At 32.4% G+C, this 19,455-nt stretch carries 21 protein-coding genes and 1 other annotated feature; of the genes, 13 read left to right on the top strand and 8 right to left on the bottom strand.

Features of this window, described 5'->3' with window-relative positions; genetic code table 11:
- Positions 1-198: 198 nt before the first annotated feature.
- On the bottom strand, positions 199-690 hold the full coding sequence (locus tag CN601_RS23505; RefSeq protein WP_098117218.1) for a YajQ family cyclic di-GMP-binding protein: 492 nt from the start codon (positions 688-690) through the stop codon (positions 199-201).
- Positions 691-813: 123 nt separating this feature from the next.
- Here CN601_RS23505 and CN601_RS23510 point away from each other — a divergent pair, with 123 nt between their 5' ends.
- Both CN601_RS23510 and CN601_RS23515 read left to right on the top strand, forming a co-directional pair.
- A complete protein-coding gene (locus tag CN601_RS23510; protein ID WP_098117219.1) occupies positions 814-1,689 on the top strand; it encodes a CvfB family protein in 876 nt (291 codons plus the stop codon).
- A gap of 223 nt (positions 1,690-1,912) precedes the next feature.
- Positions 1,913-2,764: a YitT family protein gene (locus tag CN601_RS23515; protein ID WP_257131800.1), complete on the top strand. Its 852-nt coding sequence runs from the start codon at positions 1,913-1,915 to the stop codon at positions 2,762-2,764.
- A gap of 248 nt (positions 2,765-3,012) precedes the next feature.
- Here the strand turns inward: CN601_RS23515 and CN601_RS23520 are convergent, their stop codons facing one another.
- Entirely contained in the window at positions 3,013-3,144 is a 132-nt protein-coding gene (locus CN601_RS23520; RefSeq protein WP_098117220.1) for a DUF3941 domain-containing protein, read from the bottom strand.
- A gap of 174 nt (positions 3,145-3,318) precedes the next feature.
- Here CN601_RS23520 and CN601_RS23525 point away from each other — a divergent pair, with 174 nt between their 5' ends.
- A complete protein-coding gene (locus CN601_RS23525; RefSeq protein ID WP_373605003.1) occupies positions 3,319-4,170 on the top strand; it encodes a YitT family protein in 852 nt (283 codons plus the stop codon).
- A 69-nt stretch (positions 4,171-4,239) separates the two neighbouring features.
- On the opposite strand, the gene CN601_RS23530 is transcribed toward CN601_RS23525, so the two are convergent.
- Positions 4,240-5,469, bottom strand: coding sequence for a cytochrome P450 (locus CN601_RS23530; protein WP_098172493.1), 1,230 nt, complete (start codon positions 5,467-5,469; stop codon positions 4,240-4,242).
- Between the two features lie 264 nt (positions 5,470-5,733).
- Between CN601_RS23530 and CN601_RS23535 the strand changes: the two genes are divergently transcribed.
- Positions 5,734-6,555, top strand: a complete 822-nt coding sequence (locus tag CN601_RS23535; protein ID WP_098172494.1) for a BsuPI-related putative proteinase inhibitor — start codon at positions 5,734-5,736, stop codon at positions 6,553-6,555.
- A 70-nt stretch (positions 6,556-6,625) separates the two neighbouring features.
- Here the strand turns inward: CN601_RS23535 and CN601_RS27130 are convergent, their stop codons facing one another.
- Both CN601_RS27130 and CN601_RS23540 read right to left on the bottom strand, forming a co-directional pair.
- On the bottom strand, positions 6,626-6,769 hold the full coding sequence (locus CN601_RS27130) for a hypothetical protein (protein ID WP_172445653.1): 144 nt from the start codon (positions 6,767-6,769) through the stop codon (positions 6,626-6,628).
- 186 nt (positions 6,770-6,955) lie between these two features.
- Complete coding sequence (locus CN601_RS23540) at positions 6,956-7,771, bottom strand: Cof-type HAD-IIB family hydrolase (protein WP_098172495.1); 816 nt, start codon at positions 7,769-7,771, stop codon at positions 6,956-6,958.
- A 153-nt stretch (positions 7,772-7,924) separates the two neighbouring features.
- Between CN601_RS23540 and CN601_RS23545 the strand changes: the two genes are divergently transcribed.
- A complete protein-coding gene (locus CN601_RS23545; protein ID WP_098117223.1) occupies positions 7,925-8,107 on the top strand; it encodes a YjzC family protein in 183 nt (60 codons plus the stop codon).
- 210 nt (positions 8,108-8,317) lie between these two features.
- Here the strand turns inward: CN601_RS23545 and CN601_RS23550 are convergent, their stop codons facing one another.
- The gene (locus CN601_RS23550) at positions 8,318-8,506 is read right to left on the bottom strand and encodes a YjzD family protein (protein ID WP_098117224.1); all 189 of its coding nucleotides are present in this window, start codon (positions 8,504-8,506) and stop codon (positions 8,318-8,320) included.
- Between the two features lie 163 nt (positions 8,507-8,669).
- On the opposite strand from CN601_RS23550, the gene CN601_RS23555 reads away from it, so the two are divergent.
- The 6 genes from CN601_RS23555 to CN601_RS23580 all read left to right on the top strand — a co-directional run bounded on the left by CN601_RS23555 (position 8,670) and on the right by CN601_RS23580 (position 14,851).
- Entirely contained in the window at positions 8,670-9,395 is a 726-nt protein-coding gene (locus CN601_RS23555; RefSeq protein WP_098117225.1) for an alpha/beta hydrolase, read from the top strand.
- Between the two features lie 45 nt (positions 9,396-9,440).
- Positions 9,441-10,247, top strand: coding sequence for a hypothetical protein (locus tag CN601_RS23560; RefSeq protein WP_098172496.1), 807 nt, complete (start codon positions 9,441-9,443; stop codon positions 10,245-10,247).
- Between the two features lie 492 nt (positions 10,248-10,739).
- A complete protein-coding gene (locus CN601_RS23565) occupies positions 10,740-11,675 on the top strand; it encodes a beta-ketoacyl-ACP synthase III (protein WP_098117227.1) in 936 nt (311 codons plus the stop codon).
- Between the two features lie 26 nt (positions 11,676-11,701).
- Positions 11,702-12,940, top strand: a complete 1,239-nt coding sequence (gene fabF, locus CN601_RS23570) for a beta-ketoacyl-ACP synthase II (RefSeq protein WP_098172497.1) — start codon at positions 11,702-11,704, stop codon at positions 12,938-12,940.
- 172 nt (positions 12,941-13,112) lie between these two features.
- On the top strand, positions 13,113-13,892 hold the full coding sequence (locus CN601_RS23575) for a DUF2268 domain-containing putative Zn-dependent protease (RefSeq protein WP_098117229.1): 780 nt from the start codon (positions 13,113-13,115) through the stop codon (positions 13,890-13,892).
- Positions 13,893-14,098: 206 nt separating this feature from the next.
- Entirely contained in the window at positions 14,099-14,851 is a 753-nt protein-coding gene (locus tag CN601_RS23580; protein WP_098172498.1) for a YjbA family protein, read from the top strand.
- Between the two features lie 144 nt (positions 14,852-14,995).
- Here the strand turns inward: CN601_RS23580 and trpS are convergent, their stop codons facing one another.
- Positions 14,996-15,994, bottom strand: a complete 999-nt coding sequence (gene trpS / locus CN601_RS23585; RefSeq protein ID WP_098117231.1) for a tryptophan--tRNA ligase — start codon at positions 15,992-15,994, stop codon at positions 14,996-14,998.
- A 61-nt stretch (positions 15,995-16,055) separates the two neighbouring features.
- Positions 16,056-16,278, bottom strand: a binding site (T-box leader).
- A gap of 58 nt (positions 16,279-16,336) precedes the next feature.
- Positions 16,337-16,711 (bottom strand): DUF3899 domain-containing protein, encoded by a 375-nt coding sequence (locus CN601_RS23590; RefSeq protein ID WP_098117232.1) that lies wholly within the window; start codon positions 16,709-16,711, stop codon positions 16,337-16,339.
- Between the two features lie 775 nt (positions 16,712-17,486).
- Here CN601_RS23590 and opp3b point away from each other — a divergent pair.
- Positions 17,487-18,413: an oligopeptide ABC transporter permease gene (opp3b, locus tag CN601_RS23595; protein ID WP_098117233.1), complete on the top strand. Its 927-nt coding sequence runs from the start codon at positions 17,487-17,489 to the stop codon at positions 18,411-18,413.
- A 2-nt stretch (positions 18,414-18,415) separates the two neighbouring features.
- Positions 18,416-19,438 (top strand): oligopeptide ABC transporter permease, encoded by a 1,023-nt coding sequence (opp3C, locus tag CN601_RS23600; RefSeq protein ID WP_098117234.1) that lies wholly within the window; start codon positions 18,416-18,418, stop codon positions 19,436-19,438.
- Positions 19,439-19,455 lie beyond the last annotated feature (17 nt).

Consider the following 19,455-nt stretch of genomic DNA (forward strand, 5'->3'; position numbering starts at 1 on the left):
AGCGGGAAGGCTGAGACCCCACAGGCAAAGCCGAGGAGGCTCAGGTCTCGCCCCATGGAAAGCGAGAATTCTGTAGTGGAAATCAACCACATTCAGCCTCTTTTCAATGAAAAAATTATTGATTAATTGACAAGTTCATTTTTTCAACAGCATGCAAAAAGAGGATGATCAATTTCATCCTCTTTTTTTATGTATTCATTATCGATAGTTCAAGAATTGAACATCAACTGATAAGTCTGCAGATTTTACAGCTGCGATGATTGATTGTAAATCATCTCTACTTTTTGCAGTTACACGGACTTGATCATCTTGAATTTGTGATTTAACTTTTAATCCACTATTTTTAATAATTGTATTAATTTTTTTTGCGTTTTCTTTATCAATACCTTGAACTAATTTAGCTCTTTGTCTAACAGTACCGCCTGAAGCACCTTCAACTTTACTATAATCTAGGTTTTTGATAGGAACATTACGTTTAATTAATTTGCTAATTAATACATCTTTTAATTGCTCTAATTTATAATCATCATCAGAAATTAAAACTAGTTCTTCTTTTTCTAATGAAATTGAGCTTTTGCTTCCTTTGAAATCATAGCGAGTTGCGATTTCCTTATTAGCGAGTTGAATCGCATTTGAGACTTCTGGTAAGTCTACTTTTGAAACAATATCAAATGAACTTTCCTTTGACATAGATAGAATCCCTCCAATTCGTTAATACTTGTATTATAGTGTATGATAGACGAAGTAACAAACTTTCATTATGCATGATATAATAATTTTTAGTTTGGAAGTTTAGAGAGGATGTAACAAAGAATGAGTTTACAAGCAGGAGAGATTGTCACTTTAGAGTGCAGTCGAGTAACTGAAATAGGGTATATGCTTGCCCAAGGTCAAGAAGAAGTGTTTTTACATAATAACGAAGCATCAGGTGAAATTGAAATAGATCAAGAAGTAACTGTTTTCTTATATCATGATTCTAAAGGAAGATTATCTGCAACAATGGAAATGCCTTTTATTACGACTGAAGGTTATGGATTTGCTAAAGTAGTAGATAAACTTGATGGAGTAGGTGTTTTTGTAAACATCGGTATTTCAAAAGATATCCTTTTAGAAAAAGGTGACCTTCCACCTCTTCAAGAAGTATGGCCTGAAGAAGGTGATGAAATTTTTTGTACGTTAAAGCAAACAAATCAAGGTAGATTATTAATTAAACTTGCAACTGAACCTGTTATGAAAGAGTTCTCAGTGCAAGCTGAGCCTAGTATGCTTAATAAAAATGTTTCAGGTATAATCTATCGTACATTACGAGTAGGGTCATATATTTTAACGGATGAGCGATTTATCGGTTTTATTCATGAATCTCAAAGAAAAACTGAGCCACGTATTGGTGAAAGAGTTAGCGGACGCATTATCGATGTCAAAGAAGATGGTAGCACTAACGTTTCGCTATTACCTAGGGCTCATGAAGGTTTAGATCTTGAGGCAAATGAAGTTTATGAATATATGATGAGTCGCGGTGGGGCAATGCCGTACTGGGATAAAAGTGATGCAGAGGATATTAAAGCGCGATTTAAACTTAGCAAAGCTGCATTTAAACGAGCAATGGGTAGATTATTAAAAGAAAATAAAATCTATCAAGAAGACGGCTGGACATACGCAAAAGAACTTTTTGAGAAAAAAGAGCAATAATTAAGTTTTGAAACCACTTCAATAAGAGAAGTGGTTTTTTGTTATGTAAACACGAACAGACAGTGAATAGCTTGAATAATAGGGAAAGTGGCTTAATAAACAAAGAAAGCAGCATCCAAATACTATCTTGTATACCCAACTCATTAAATGAAGTTGTTTTTTGCTATTATTTTACAACTTACAGGCATACTAAGCTTATGAATAATTAGGAGGAAACTTATAAGTGAGTGACAAAAAGGAATTGTTTATAAAAGTTCTTGTTGTAATATTTGGGGCATTAATGAATGCATTTGCTATGAATTGTTTTTTAATCCCTGTAAGTGTTTATTCAAGTGGTTTTTCGGGGCTTGCTCAATTACTTTCAAATTTATTGAATGACTTTACTTCTTTATCGGCTTCTACTGGTATATTACTTGCGATATTAAATATTCCTGTAATCATTTTAGCATGGAAAAAAATAGGTCCATCTTTTACGTACTTCACGATTTTAAGCGTTGGTATTACAACTTTATTTTTAGAGATTATACCAGTGACACCTTTATTTTCAAAAGACATTTTACTAAACTCAGTTTTTGGAGGTCTAATCGTTGCTGTTGGGATTGGATATACATTAAAATTTGGTGCATCAACAGGTGGTTTAGATATTGTTGCGCTAGTGTTATCGCGTTCTAAAGGAAAACCAGTTGGCACATATTTCTTTTTGTTTAATGCGTTAATTATTTTAACGGCCGGTTATATTTATGGGATGGAAAAGGCTCTATATACACTTATAAATTTATATGTAACTTCTAGGTTCATTGATGCGATTCATACTAGTCATATTAAGGTGACTGCTTTTATTGTTACAACGAAAGGTGATGAATTACGTAAAGTGATTCATTCAAAACTAGTTCGTGGGATTACGGCGATTAATGCAAAAGGTGCATTTACGAATCAAGATAAACAAATATTAATGATGGTATTATCACGATATGAACTCTATCATTTATCAAAAGTTATTAAGTCAGTTGATGAAAAGGCGTTTACAAATATTGTTCAAACGATTGATGTGTTTGGAGAATTTAGGAAATTTTAGAGGTGAGAAGTAAGAGTTGAAAAGTTGTCTAAATTCTTGGAATAAATAGTTAAAAAAACTGTTCAACCTTACAAAATTGACTCGTAAGGTTGAACAGTTTTATTTTTTGAATCTTATCAATAATAAGGCTTTTTCTAGTTTTTAAAGTTCTTATTGTCTTTCAGAAATAAATAAATATACTTAAATTATTGGATGAAATTCTACGTTGAAAATGATGTTTTTTAAACTGTTTAAATTAGGAATTAAAATTAAAGATGATCGACACTTTTAGAAAAAGATTTCTTACCAGCTTGTGCATTTTTTCTTTCTTGAGCATTTTTCTTTTCTCTTATTGCGTTATTATCTTTTGCTTTTTTGTCATTATCACTAGTATGTGGCATATCGAGTCTCCTTTTATAAATGATAATGTTAGGTTTGCCCATATCATTTGAAATATGTATGATCGTACGTTTTTAACTGTCTGACAATGTGAGTGTAAGTAAGGTTTTATTTTATGGTTTCAACTTTTTTATATAGAGAGATTGGTTATTTTGTTTTTAGGAGGATCTGAGTTGGTGGAAAGAAATAAAGAGCTTTTATTTAAGTTAGTCGTAGTAATAGTCGGTGGTTTCTTAAATGCATTTGCAATGAATTGTTTTTTAATCCCTGCTAATGTTTATTCAAGTGGTTTTGCGGGACTTGCGCAATTACTTTCAAATATTATTACTGACTACACGCCGTTTACAGTAACAACGGGGATTTTATTGGCGTTATTAAACATTCCAGTTATCGTTTTAGCTTGGAAAAAAGTTGGTCGTTCATTTACTTTTTTCAGTTTCTTTAGTGTAGGTGTAATGACATTATTTTTAGAAATATTACCTGTTAAACATCTTTTTTCTAGTGATATTCTACTTAATGCCGTGTTCGGTGGTTTAATTGCTGCGATTGGAATCGGTATGACATTAAAATTTGGTGGCTCTACTGGTGGATTAGATATCATTGCCTTAGTTCTTTCGAAATCAAAAGGTAAACCAGTAGGAACGTATTTCTTCTTGTTTAATGCAATCATTATTATTACTGCTGGTCAGCTATATGGAATGGAAAAAGCTCTTTATACTTTAATCAACTTATATGTTACTACTCGTGTAATAGATAGTGTTCATACAAGTCATGTTAAGCTAACAGCAATGATTATTACAACTAAAGGTGAAGAACTAAGAAAAGAAATTCATGCGAAACTTGTTCGTGGAATTACGCAAATGAACGCTACTGGGGCGTTTACGAAACAAGATAAAGATATATTAATGATTGTTTTATCTCGTTACGAATTATACGATTTAGAACGTATTATAAAAAAGGTAGACCCAAAAGCTTTTACAAACGTAGTACAAACAGTCGATGTGCTAGGGGAATTTAGAAAGATTTAAAAAAATGTTATGACTAGCAAAAGTTAAAATTGCTAGTCATTTTTCATTTCTATATTCTTTTTTAATTTCTTATTTATAAACTTTCATTGGCAAGGAAGTTAAAGACTGCCCAGTAGCTGAAGCTGTTAAATTTTTTTCCAATTCAAATCCTTCCACCGGTGCAATAGAAGAAAACTTTGTTAAGAAGGCCTCTAATGCAATTTTCATTTCCAATCGCGCAAGAGGTGCCCCTAAACAGAAATGAGGACCATTTCCGAAAGTTAAATGTTTTTTATTGTTAGAACGATGAATATGTATAGAGAATGGGTCTTCAAACATACTTTCGTCCATGTTGCATGCACTCATCCAAGCTATAACAGCATCTCCTTTTTTTAAATCTATACCTAGTAAATTATTGTCTTGTTTGACTGTGCGATCTCTTCTAGACATATGGAAGCGATATCGTAGCATTTCTTCGACTGCGTTTGGTACTAATTCCATATTACTTCTTAGCTCTCCGTATAATAACTCATCATCATAAAGCAATGAATAAAAAGTATTCGCTATCGCATGGCTTGTTGTTTCAACACCAGCACCTAAGAGTAACATTGTAACTTGGACAATTTCGTCATCTGTAAATTTTTCACCATCTACCTCAGCTTGGAGTAAGTCTGAGATAATATCATCGGAAAGATTCGATCTTTTTTGAACGACAATTGGGTATAAGAATTGGAAGTATTCTTTTGCAGCCTGTTGTTTTTGTAACTCAATTTCATCAAGTCTTTCTTGGTTATAAGGTTGGAAAAGGATATCTACCCATTTTTTAAATTGATATCGATCTTGAATTGGTACCCCAAATAAATCAGCGATAACTAAACTTGGCAGAGGGGATGCAAGTGCTTCAACAATATTTACAATAGAGTTTTCTTGAATGTCATTTACAAGTTCGGTTGCAATTTGTTGAATACGCGGTTCCCAGTTTTTTAAACTGCGAGGAGTGAAAGCTGCTGCTAATAAAGAGCGGCTCTTTCTATGATTTGGAGGATCTACATTTGTAATGTTAGTTATAGAAGATTGTTCTTGTTTGTTTTTAGCTCCAACAAAAATAGTCGTTCTAGTACCTTCGCTTGAAAAGAATTCATAGTTACTTAACACTTGTTTTACATGCTCATACTTAAATAAATTCCATGTATTTGTATTTTCATGATAATAAATAGGATGATGTTTCAGCATATCTTTATACCATTCAATTGGAAAAAATTCGTCTGAACGTGATTTGAAATTTGTGATTTCATTAACTGGAATGACTTCTTTATTCATTTTATTCCTCCTAGAAAATGGATTACATAACCCATTTTTTTATTTTTACTCCCTAATCTACATTAATCTAATAAGAATAGTTTTTATAGAGGAGATGGTAGTAGGACATGGAATATGATTGGAAATACTTTAAGAGGCGATAGTAGGAGTTTTATTTTTGTGGATGAACGAGATAAAATAAAATATTTCACTTAATTGTTGAAAATAATTTCTAGTTTCTTTGGTATAATTTAGCAAAAGGATCTTAAAAAGGTGGGGATTATTTTGAAAAAGGGAGCGATTCTCTTGTTAGCTTGTACACTGCTTCTTTCGGCATGTGGTGCAAATAGTGAAAAGGAAGTAAAACCAGCATCAAGTACTAAAGAAACAGTAACTCAAAATAATAGTATAGATGTGGAAAAATTTTCACCAAAGCTAGAAGTTACTGAAGCGAATGGCCAAGTTACAATGAAATATTCACTTCACAATGGGAATACAATCCCTGCAAATTTTTCATTCTCATCATCACAAATAGTCGATTTTACAATTAAAGATGAAAGTGGGCAAGTTGTTTATCAATCTTCAAAAGATATGATGTATGCTCAAGTGCTTACTAATATAACTATTCCAGAAGGTAAGACACAGGTTTGGGAAGAGAAAGTAAATTTCGTTAATAAAAAACTTCCGTATGGTAATTACGAGATCACTGCAAATTTTGTTTCAACAAAAGTTAATGATGAGGATCTGAATGGTGGGATTAAACTTGTTTCACAACCTTTTTCTTATCATCAAAGTTCAGCTGTGAACGAAGAGGACTCGAAGATTATTGTAAGTGGCGAAAATGGTCAATACGCAGTTAAAGGGATGTATATATCAGACAAGGATACAATTTATTACTCAGTTGAGGATGGACATAATAATTTAATTGATGAAACAAAGCTACCAATTAAAATGAAATCTGGTACAGTCAATTTAATTGATTTTAATGTAAATATTCCAAAAGAGGTTTTACCTTCTAATGGTACTGTTACACTTGAGATTTACGAAAAAGGCAATGATGATCAAATTTCAAAATCAATGTCAATTACATTGCAACAATTTAAATAGAGCAGCGGGTATGTACGAAAAAATAGAAAACAACCATGGAATAATCCACGGTTGTTTCTATTTTTAATGCTTACGCATTGAAGCTTTGACTATTATTCGCTTTTCGCTCTTCAGCTTCAGCTAATGTGAAGTGATAAGGGAACTTTTCAGAGTATTTTGTAACAGAATCAGAACTTTGTTGAATAAAGCGCTTAGACTTATTACTTTTGCCCATGAGAAATCCCTCCAAAATAGGAAAGCTTTTTTTGTTGACTTCATTAAGAACTTCCAATAGTAATTGATCGATATCAAAAATTAGATAATCCTTTTGTTGAAGTCCTTTATAGATTGCACAAATAATAAATTATTATGATTGGTTATTATTACTGAGATTGTTATTAATTACATATATTTAGTTTAGTTATGATTTTAAATTAAAAAAATCTTCCAAGAAAATAGCAATTCCATCATTTTGATTAGAGAGGGTTGTGTGTTTTGCTAAGTTTTTTAATTGTTGTATAGCATTTTCCATAGCGACCCCATGTCCAGCATATTCAATCATTTCTAAATCGTTATCTTCATCGCCAAAAGCAATAATATTTTTTCGGGGAATATTGTAGTATGAGGCTACCTTTTGCAAGCCAATCGCTTTATTCATACCAGCTTTAACAATTTCTATAATATGATGTGGTGCAGCCCAACGACGATGATCAATTACTTCAGCATGTACATCCGATAAATGGTTACGAATGCTTGCGACATGATGCTCTTCACTATCAATTAAAAGGCAAGTTGGTGCTTGTTTAAGATTATTAACTAAATCGCCGTGAATAATATCTTCTTTTAAATAATGGAAAAGTGGGATAATTTCCTCTTCATGTTTATGTGCATAAACATCATCCATTACTTCAGCGTACATATTTTTTAATTCATATTCTTTACAAGAACTTATGACTTCTTTTGCAACGTCTAATGGTAGAGATTCGTGAAAAACTCCCCATGAATGATCTAATGGGTGATGAACATAAGCACCGTTAAAATTTACAATTGGAGTTGTAAGATTCAATTGTTCGTAATACATTTTACTTGCTCTATAAGGTCTTCCTGTTGAAATGCATACTTCATGACCTGCATTTTTCAACTTTTGAATCGCTTTTAAAGTTCGTTCGGATATTGTTTTTTCATCCGTGAGTAAGGTGCCGTCTAAGTCGAGTGCAATTAAGTGTTTTGTTTTCATATTCATCACCTTTTTATGTTTTAATTTTCATCTATTAAAGAAAAAATATTATTGGATTTTACGCCAATAATTACTAATAATACCATCTTTTTAAAAGAAATAACTTTTATTTTAGAGGAACAATAAGAACCTAAATAAAAGGAGGAATGGACCATGGGACAAGCACATCAATTTCGACCAGGTGATAAAGCACCGAATAATGGGATATACGTAGAAATCGGTGAAACAGGAAGTAATGTAAATCGACCAAAACAAATTAAACTTCAAGCTGGAGAAGTTTTTCCTGAAACACAAAACCATAATAGAAAATGGTCATACAAATCAAAGTTTAAATAATTTATTAAGTAATGTTTTAAAAAAAAGGTAATAAAAAAGCGCTTTCGATTATTTGATCGATGCGCTTTTTTTTAGTTCACAACATCCAAAATTTCAAAAAAGAAGTCGGGATTTTTGGATTCTATTAATAATCTATAACCATAAATGGTGGCATATGTATGTACCAAGTTGAACATTTTTGGGTGCTACAACATATGTTATATATAGATTTTAGTGGTGTTTTGCAACAGGTTCATTTGGAATTAATGCTTCGCTAATAACTGAAATCGCTACTGATAATACAACAGCCATAATTGAAGCAGTAGTGAAATTATATTCTCCGCCAGTCATTGAACTTAAAACATAAGCTCCCATTTGGCATAAAATAAAGCTCCAGAACAATGTCATAATAAAACGCACTTTAATCACTCCTATCTAGTTGGTTCTTATCATATTATATACCTAGAAAATTGATAATTGAAGTTATAATTAAAAAGTTTTAATTAAAAAAATAACTTAGGGATATTTTTATGCCTATTTTATAATTCCCCAAAAATAATACATTAATAATAAGGTGATAGGAATGCCTGTAACTGAGAGATTTTTTAAACAAGAAGATCAATATGCAGTTATTCATCTACCTATTAGACCGAATGGTTTCGGAGTTCTCTATATCGGTGGGAATACGCACTATGTGGATAGTAGTCACAGTTGCTTATTGCAGCATTTTGATAAAAAGAAGTTATTATCAACATTAACAGATGAAGGGTATACAGTGTTCACTTCAAATTTATATGGAAAAAATTGGGGTTCTGATGATGCTGTCGCATTAGCCGAAAGCTTATACCATTCAGTTTTAAGAAAAGAAATATTGAATCCATTTATTCATATAATTGGGGAAGGTACAGGCGCATTAGTCGTATGTAAATTACTTGGTTATTTAAAAGGCAAAGTTAGAAGTATTTCATTATTAAATCCATCATTAAATTTAAAAAATGAATTAGATTTAGAACTAGAAAATAAATTTTTCTATAAGAGAACAGTTCATGAAATTTTAAAAGCATATAAAGTCTCAGACCTCTATATGGTTATAGATAGAGAATGTTTTTTCTACGAAACCATCTCACCAATTAAAATCTATTCAACTACAAGAAATCATTTTAAATGGAAACGAGATATTCGACTACTAGAAGAAGAGCGGAATAAAAATAATTTACCTATTTCAATTTTGATTTCGTTAGAAGAGAAGAAATATGACTGTGGAAAGAACTTAATTAGGTTTTTGAAGAAACATCAGACTATATTATAAGCTAATTTTATTTGATGTAAATTTCTGAAAAGAAGGAGGTTAATAATGAAAAGGTGTGCGGTTATTGGTTCTAGTGGGTTTATAGGATATGAGCTGGTCTGTCAATTAATGGAGTATACTGATGTAACAGCAGTAATGGTGGATAGAGGGAATGAAAGTGAATTAATTAGTGAAGAGAAGATTTTCTCCATTGGTAGAAACGCAAGAGTTGTTTTTTTAGATGAGGAACAATTTTTGTCAGAGAATGAGCAATATGATACCGTTTTTATTTGCCATTATTATGATGAATTAAAGTTAAAAGGTACGACAAAAGATATGGAGTTAAACGATTCAATCTTTAACAATATTAGTACAAAATGCAAAGACCTAATCATCTTATTATCTGCAAATAATGAATTATCAACATTTGAAAGAAATATAAATGATTTAAGTGAGAATTTGAATAGTAATATAACGTTTATTGAAATTCCATCTTTATATGGACCTTGGGAGCCATCTTCCGGTTTAGTACATGAATTAATCGTTCAAGACTTAGGCAAAAGAAATGATTCAAAGAAAAATGTATACGGATCGAATGAAATTCTATTTGTAGAAGATGTAGGAAAAGCAATAAGAATTATTTCTGAGAAAGAATTAAAGGAAAGTAAATATTTTATTACGGCGAAACAATGTATGTACTTACCAGAAGAGGGTAATTTCACTGGAATACAAAATATGATTGATGGAATAAAGTTCTCACAGATGAGAAATTATAAAGGTGCAACTCCTTTTGTAATTATTAATACTACTTCACTAGAAGAAGGTATACAAAAACAAAAGCAGCAAATTCAACAACATTTTCATCTTTACTAATTAAAATGAATTGTGATAAATTCAAAAGGCTGAATCGAAGGAAATGGTTCTTTTTGAACTGTTTCCTTTTTTGCATATTAAGAAAGTATAAATTGGCAACGGTGAAGAAAAGTCGATGTAGATGCCAATTTTAGGTATAAGTATAAGTGCAAATGCGCCTCTGTCTACGCCTGTCGGTTCGCCAATCAAATCAGTGAGTTTTCTTTATAGATTATGAAGAAAAATTGACGTACTTTCCAATTTTAGGTATAAGTATAATTGCAATTACACGTCAAATTTCATCTAAAGGCTTGCTAATCGATGAATTTTATATAGTGCAAAGTATGTAAACTGTACTATATGCCGTGTTTTTATATGAAAGATCACTCTTTTTAACTTACTCTAGCTTTTAAGAGATAAAAATGTAGACAAAGTACTTTTTATTTCATAAAATTAGTACCAGGTAATAATAATAAGACATAAAAAAATAAAAAACTAAGGCGGGATATTATTATGAATGCTGGAATTTTAGGTATTGGCTCATACGTACCCGAAAAAAAATTAACAAATTATGATTTAGAACAAATGATGGATACTTCAGATGAGTGGATTGTTAGTCGTACGGGTATTAAAGAAAGAAGAATTGCTAGTGACGAACAAGATACTTCTGATTTAGCATATGAAGCTGCAGTAGCGGCATTGAAAGATGCGGATGTTAAAGCTGAAGAACTTGACTTAATTTTAGTTGGTACTGTTACACCAGATAAGTCGTTTCCATCTGTTGCATGTGTAATTCAAGAAAAACTTGGAGCGAAAAATGCTGCCGCAATGGATATTAGCGCTGCTTGTGCTGGGTTTATTTATGGAGTTGTTACTGCAGCTCAGTTTGTAAATACTGGTACATATAGTAGAATTCTTGTAATCGGAGCTGAAAAGTTAACTAAAATTGTTAACTGGGAAGATCGAAATACGGCAGTTTTATTTGGTGACGGTGCAGGTGCAGCGATTATCGGACCAGTAAGTGATGGAAGAGGAATTCTTTCTTATGAACTAGGTGCAGATGGAACAGGTGGAAAACACCTTTATAAAGGTGGGGACCACTTAATAATGAATGGACGAGAAGTCTTTAAATTTGCAGTTCGTCAAATGGGAGATTCTTGTGAGAGTGTATTAAAGTTAGCTGGATTAACAAAAGAAGAAGTAGACTTCTTAATTCCTCATCAGGCAAATACACGTATTATGGATGCAGCAAGAGAAAGATTACAGCTTCCTAAGGAAAAAATGAGTGTGATTATAGATCGCCATGGTAATACTTCTTCATCTTCAATTCCGATTGCATTGGTAGAAGAGTATAAAAATGGTAATATTAAAGAAGACGATGTATTAGTATTGGTTGGATTTGGCGGCGGATTAACATGGGGTGCAATTGCACTTCGATTCGGAAGATAATCTAGTTCGAAGGGAGATTTTTTGATATGAATAAACGAGTTGTTATCACTGGTATAGGTGCGGTATCGCCTATCGGTAATGATATAGATACAATATGGGAAAGTTTAATGAATGGAAAGAGTGGAATTGGACCTCTAACTCGAAAAAATCCAGATGATTTTCCAGTAAAAGTTGCAGGAGAAGTAAAAGACTTTGATCCTGAAAAATATATTGATAAAAAAGAAGTAAAACGTATGGACCGTTTTACTCACTACGCAATCGCGGCCTCGAAAATGGCGTTAGAGGATGCTAACTTTACAATCAATGAAGAGAGCGCTCCTAAAGTTGGTGTGTGGATCGGTTCTGGAATCGGTGGAATGGAAACTTATGAAGAACAGTTTAATACTTTCAAATCAAAAGGTGCACGTCGTGTAAGTCCATTCTTCATCCCAATGCTAATCCCAGACATGGCATCTGGACAAGTCTCAATCTTAACAGGAGCTAAAGGTCCGAACGGATGTACAGTTACAGCTTGTGCTTCTGGTGCAAGTTCGATTGGTGATGCATTTAAAATTATTCAACGTGGCGATGCAGTTGGAATGATTACTGGTGGTGCAGAAGCACCGATTACTGATATGGGTCTTGCAGGTTTCTGTGCTGCTAGAGCTCTATCATTAAATCCAGATCCAGTTTCAGCATGTCGTCCATTTGACAATGCTCGTGATGGCTTTATTATTGGTGAGGGTGCAGGTATTGTATTCCTTGAAGAATTAGAACATGCATTAGCTCGTGGTGCGAAAATTTATGCTGAAATCGTCGGATATGGAACAACTGGTGATGCACACCACATTACAGCACCAGCTCCAGGCGGAGAAGGTGGAGCACGCGCAATGAGAATGGCATTAGATGATGCAGGTTTATCAGTTGAAGACGTACATTATATCAATGCACACGGAACAAGTACTGAATTAAACGATAAATTTGAAACAATGGCGATTAAAGAAGTATTTGGAGAACATGCGTACAATGTACCGATCAGTTCAACAAAATCTATGACTGGTCATATGCTTGGAGCAGCTGGTGGTATTGAAGCAATCATTACGGCGTTAACAATTCACAATAAAGTAATTGCTCCAACAATTAACCACCAAGAAACTGATAGCGAATGCGATTTAGATTATGTACCAAATGTTTCTAGACCATTTGATGTAAAAGCGGCTATCTCAAACTCACTAGGGTTTGGTGGACATAACGTAACATTAGCATTTAAAGAGTTTACTAAATAAATTAATCAATCATTTAAAAAAGCTTAGGTTTTTACCTGAGCTTTTTTTATTTGGATAAAAAAATAAGGGGAATGGTAAATTCGTTCAATATTTATTTTCATGCTCTTGTTTTTGTAACTTTTAGTGGGTAAATATCATACTTTATATAAATTGAGGTGATTAACTTGGGATAATGCCAACGTATAAATGGATTGATTTTATTGGAAGTAAACAAGAAGTTATGAAAAAACTACTACCTTATTTCCCAAAATACGATGAGGATAGTTTGTATAAGTATCTTCTTTCCCATGGTTTATCAAAGCTGACAATAGAAAGTAAGGATGATCTGACTAGTTTGTATGAAAAAAATATATGGAAAAGCCTATCGGATGAGTTTGAGAAATTAAAAAAAGAATTTAATGGACCTGACTTACCTATATTTATTTTACCTTGTCACCAAACGAGAAGTATGTTTAAAAACAAGACTTATCATAGAGGTGGAATAGCATATAAAAATTGTATTTGTTTATTTTTATCTCCATTAGAAGGAATTTTGCAACATAAAGCAGTATTATTACATGAGTATCATCATATTGTAAGATTGACTAAGTTATATAAAAACAAAAAAGTCACATTACTAGATGCAATGATTTTAGAAGGGTTAGCAGAAACTGCAGTTTTAGATAAGTACGGTGAAGCGGTACAAGCGCCATGGACAAATCAGTATTCTTCTGCGCAATGTGAAATTTATTATAAAAGATATTTAATTGATAAACTTAATTTAACAAGTAATGATGATGACTTTTCAAAATACTTGTATGGTGGGAACGGAATTCCAAAATTATTGGGTTACAGTGTTGGATATGACATTGTTAAAAGTTGTACAGAACAAACAGAATGGTCAACTGAAATTCTTTTACGAACGCCAAGTAAAAAGATTAAGGAAAATGCGATTCAATATATTACACTTTGAGTGCAAACGATTCCAAATAAGTTGTAATAAATCGACTTGTAAAAATCATCAAAAATATCTAGAACATTGATATTTTAATGCTTTTTTGGCCATTATTTATTCAGTTTGTTAAAACACTTTTTGTAATTCAGTGGATAAATGGAATAATTTAGTGAATCACTGACCATACTGAAAGTTACATACAGTTGTGAAGTGAGGGGTAGTAAATGTTGTATTTACATGATGTATGGGTCAATTGGTTTGAAGGTGAAGAAAATGGTTACAATGTCTGTCATTTTTTTGAATGGAGAAAAGATGATAGTGTTGAATTATTAGACCAAGTTCCAGTCATTAAAGTTACTCCAGAGATCTATCAGTATATTGAAAATGAACTATTAGAGCTTCCATCCGGTCTATTAACAGAAGTGTTTCAAAAGTCCTATGTAAGAAAGAACCATGAACGTATTCAGTTAGATTATTGCTTTGTAGTAACAGATGGTAATGGAATTATTGCGGTGGACACAATTGGATATAATATTCCGATTAGAAAAAGCCGTTTAATTCCAAGGCAAGAACAAATGGTATATGATATGACAGCTGAGCTTGAGGAAATTCAATATAGTCTTCATAGTTTAATGACAGAAGAAAATAAAGAACATCATATACTGTCACCGTCGCCAATTATTATGAGCGGACTAACAAGAAAAGAAAGACAACTGAAGCAGTTATTATTTATGGCATTAGATCAACTGCATTCGTCAAAAAATCCTTCGGAAATCCGATATTGGTACACTGAGTGGAATCCAACATCGTATCAACAAATACAGGATTTGACATTTGAGGATATTTGGTCTCAATTATATGATGAAATAAAAAGTGGATGGTCCGATCGTCATGAGCAATTATGTGGAAGAATCGTTAAAGGTCAACCTTTCTTTGAAAAGTTATGGGAAATGGAACACGAGCAAAAAGTAAATTAAAGCGGGGTCCTTTAAAGATCTCAAAGAACAAACCCACAAGGAGATAAAAATTCCTTGTGGGTTTTCTTTGTTTACAACTAGATTATCAAAGAAAAAAGAGTATCTAAAGTTCTGTAACTTTAAGATAACTCTTTTAATTAGTGGTTATTTTTTTCTTTTGCGACCTAATCCCATTGCATTTTCCATCTTTTTAATCATCTTATTTGCAACTGCATTTGCTTTCGCAGCACCAGCATCTAAAATATCATCTAATTCAGTTGATGAGATGATTTCTTGATATCGTTCTTGTAAAGGTCGTAAGCCATTTACAACTACATCCGCAACATCTTGTTTAAATTCTCCATAATTTTTACCAGCGTATTTATTTTCTAGCTCTTGGATTGTTTCGCCTGTAAATGCTGAGTAAATGCTTAGTAGGTTCGAAATACCAGGTTTATTTTCTTTGTCATATTTAACGATTCCTTCAGAGTCAGTTACAGCACTTTTAATTTTCTTTTCAATGACTTTAGGTTCATCTAAAACAAAGATTGTAGCTTTTTGATTTTCATCAGATTTACTCATTTTTTTAGTAGGCTCAGCCAAGCTCATTATTCTAGCAGCGTCTTTACTAATTCTAACTTCTGGTACTGTGAAGATCTCGTTGTATTTCTTATTGAAACGTTCTGCTAAGTCGCGTGTTAGTTCTAAATGCTGCTTTTGGTCATCACCTACTGGAACTAAGTGAGTACCGTATAAAAGGATATCTGCAGCCATTAAAGGTGGGTAAGTTAATAATGCTGCCGATACACTATCTTTTCCAGATGATTTATCTTTAAACTGTGTCATACGCTCTAACTCGCCGATATACGAAACACATTGCATCATCCATCCAGCTTGTGCATGCGCTGGAACTTCTGATTGGATGAAAATTGTCGATTTTTCTGGATCTAATCCAGCTGCAACATATATTGCAGAAAGACTTTGAATGTTTTTACGTAATGCTAGTCTGTCTTGTGGTACTGTAATTGCATGTTGATCAACGATACAGAAATAACAGTTATAATCATTTTGTAATTCAATGAATTGCTTTACAGCACCTAAATAGTTACCTAATGTAATACCTCCAGATGAAGTTGGTTGAATTCCGCTAAATATAGTTTGCATTTTAAAATCCTCCTATTAAAAGCTAATTAAAATAAAAAAAGCGGCATAATCTCTCTATTTACATAGAGACGATTAAACCGCGGTACCACTCTAGTTATTCCATTAAGGAATCACTCATGCATGAAATCATGCCCTCATCTATCGTTTGAGTTACGTCGAAGCCTACTAAACTGTTCGGTTCGAAGCTCAGAAGCCCATTCGACAGGAGGCACGACTTGTTTTCACCATCCACAAGCTCTCTTAACATGCCAATTCTGTGTACTACTCTTCGTCATAGCTTTTATATACTTTCTATAGATAATATCTTAATTATATTCAACTTACAAGATGCTGATACATCATTTAATAAATAATGATAAAACTGAACAGATAAGAGATGATCACTAAAGTGATGGACGTCCATAGTAAAGGCTTTGTTATTGAAAAATTATATCTTCTATAAATCATATCCTTATCGACTGTTAGTGTTTCATCACCTGTCATTTCGGCCATTTGCTTGTCACGTGTACCAAAAACTTTACGCATTCCAAAACGAGTAATATTAAAGAATCCACTTTGGACGATTAATAAGAATCCGCCGATTACAAATAATGTTAGTCCAATATAGAAAGTAACATTGGTGAAATGAAGGAAAAAATGTAATGTTCCCTGGGTGAGAGAAATGATTGCTGCAAGTAATATCCCCGAAAATACGCTAATAATATAGTGTTTTGCCATTTAGTTTAAGATCCCCCTATTGGAAAGAATTATATATTGTAGACCTATTATTGCTATACTATAATAACATTGTAAACAGTTTCAACTAATATTTACAATTTTATTTTAATTTTTAGCATTTTTGAGAGAATTCTCTTAATTTCAACAAATTTATTAATTTAATTTTGTCAAAATTGTTGTAAAACTCTAATAAAAATGTATAATAAAATTTGTAGAAAAAAATCGATTACTATCGAAAATTCTACTATAAAAATTCAGAATTGTATATTAACTTTCTGCATTTTAACCTACATTGCATTGCATCTTAGGGGGTATACATCATGGATTGTGAGATATGTTACGATAAATAGTTTGTTATACTAAAATTGCATTTTGAAATCAAAGTATACTTTCATTTTTTTACTAAAATTTATGAATAAATATCTGAATGAGCTATTTTAATAAGGATTCCAATTTTAAATGAACAGGAATTTCTAATTAAAATTATCAGTCTAGAATAATAATTTTGAATTTTCGAGTAAAAAAAATATTGACCAATAACGTCATTGCGAATACGCTTACATTATTGGGAAAAAAGCTTAAGCAAATTTTTACACCAATTTACATTAAAAGAAAAAAATGGACTAAATGATTGAATCCATGTTTGAGAATAATATGGACAAGAAGCAAAAGCGATCGAAACAGTCTAGAAATGAAAATAAGAGTATTTTAACTACTCTCATTTTTAACAAAAAAAATATAAAAAAATTTTTAAAATTAATAAGGGGGTGCTGTTGTGGGACGTTACGTGCTACAGAGATTTATTTACATGTTTGTCACACTATTTTTGATTTGTACTGTTACATTTTTCTTAATGAAGTTGTTACCAGGTTCTCCATTAAAAAACCCAGAGAAATTAACGCCTGAACAAAAACAAATTATTTTTGCAAAGTATGGGTTAGATAAGCCTATTCCAGTTCAGTACGCAACGTACATGAAGAATCTAGCAACAGGAGATTTAGGAGATTCATATAAATACGATAACCGTAAAGTAACTGATATGATTAAAACTCGTATTGGTCCATCAGCTCAATTAGGTGCTCAAGCTTTATTATTAGGAGCATTTATAGGATTAATCTTAGGGATCATTTCAGCATTAAAAAACAATACAATTTTTGATTACGGAGCTACAGTTCTAGCAGTTCTTGGGATCTCGATACCTTCATTCGTATTCGGGGCCATATTACAATATTATTTAGCAGTACAACTAAAGTGGTTCCCAGTAGCATATTGGGAAAGCTTTAAATTCACGATTTTACCGACTATTGCATTATCAGTATTCGTTATTGCAACGGTAGCTCGATTCTCAAGATCTGAATTAATCGAAGTAATGAACTCTGAATATATCGTAACTGCTAAAGCAAAAGGTATTTCTCAAGTTGGCGTAGTTATTAAACACGCATTAAGAAATGCATTAATACCGGTTGTTACAATTTTAGGCCCTATGGCAGTAAACTTAATGACTGGTACATTAGTTATTGAAAATATGTTTGCTGTACCTGGATTAGGTTCTCAATTCGTGCAATCAATCCAAACAAATGATTACTCATTAATCATGGGTACAACAATTTTCTATAGTGCATTATTATTAATTGTAATCTTCGTAGTAGATATTTTATACGGTGTAATTGATCCACGTATCCGTTTAGCAGGAGGTAAATAAGAATGAACAATAATACAGCTCAAAAAATTTCATCTGATTTATTTCAACCTGCAAACGTAGATTTAAATAATGCAGATAAAATTTCAAGACCCTCAGATTCTTTCTGGAAAGATGCAAGAAGACGTTTTATGAAAAATAAAGGTGCGATGTTAGGTTTTATTATCCTAGGCATCTTATTAATCTTCACTTTATTTGGTCCAATGATTAGTGGCCATTCTTACAAAGATCAAGATTTAAAAAGATCAAAATTACCACCAAAAATTGGTGTATTAGCAAATGTAAAATTCTTACCATTTGATGGATATGATCAATATGGAAATGACGTTTATAAAGAAAAGGGAATCAAAGAAAATTACTGGTTTGGTACAGACGATCTTGGACGTGACCTTTTCACAAGAACATGGGCTGGTGCTCGTGTATCAATCTTAATCGGTTTACTAGCAGCAGTAATTGATATGATAATCGGTGTTACATTTGGTGGTATCTCAGGCTTCTTTGGTGGACGTGTGGATACAATCATGCAGCGTATTGCCGAAGTTTTAATGGGTATTCCATATTTAATCGTAGTAATCTTGTTTATCCTGATCTTTAAAAACCCAGGTATTCTTTCAATCGCTTTAGCGATGGTTATTACAGGCTGGGTAAGTATGTCACGTATCGTACGTGGTCAAATGTTAAAATTAAAAAATCAAGAATTCGTTTTAGCTTCAAGAACATTAGGTGCGACTAATACTCAATTAATTGCAAAACACTTAATTCCAAATATTATGGGTCCAATTATCGTAATGATGATGTTTACAATTCCAAGTGCTATCTTCTCTGAAGCGTTCTTAAGTTTCATTGGTTTAGGTATTGCACCACCAAAAGCATCATTAGGTTCTTTAGTAAGTGATGGCTTTAAGTCATTACAAACTTTCCCTCATATGATGATTATTCCGGCGATTGTAATCAGTTTGTTAATTTTAAGTTTCAACTTAATTGCTGACGGCTTGCGCGACGCTCTAGATCCAAAATCGAGTAAGTAATTTTGAAAGGAGAATGA

The organism is Bacillus sp. AFS017336 (assembly GCF_002555445.1).
GTDB lineage: Bacteria > Bacillota > Bacilli > Bacillales > Bacillaceae_G > Gottfriedia.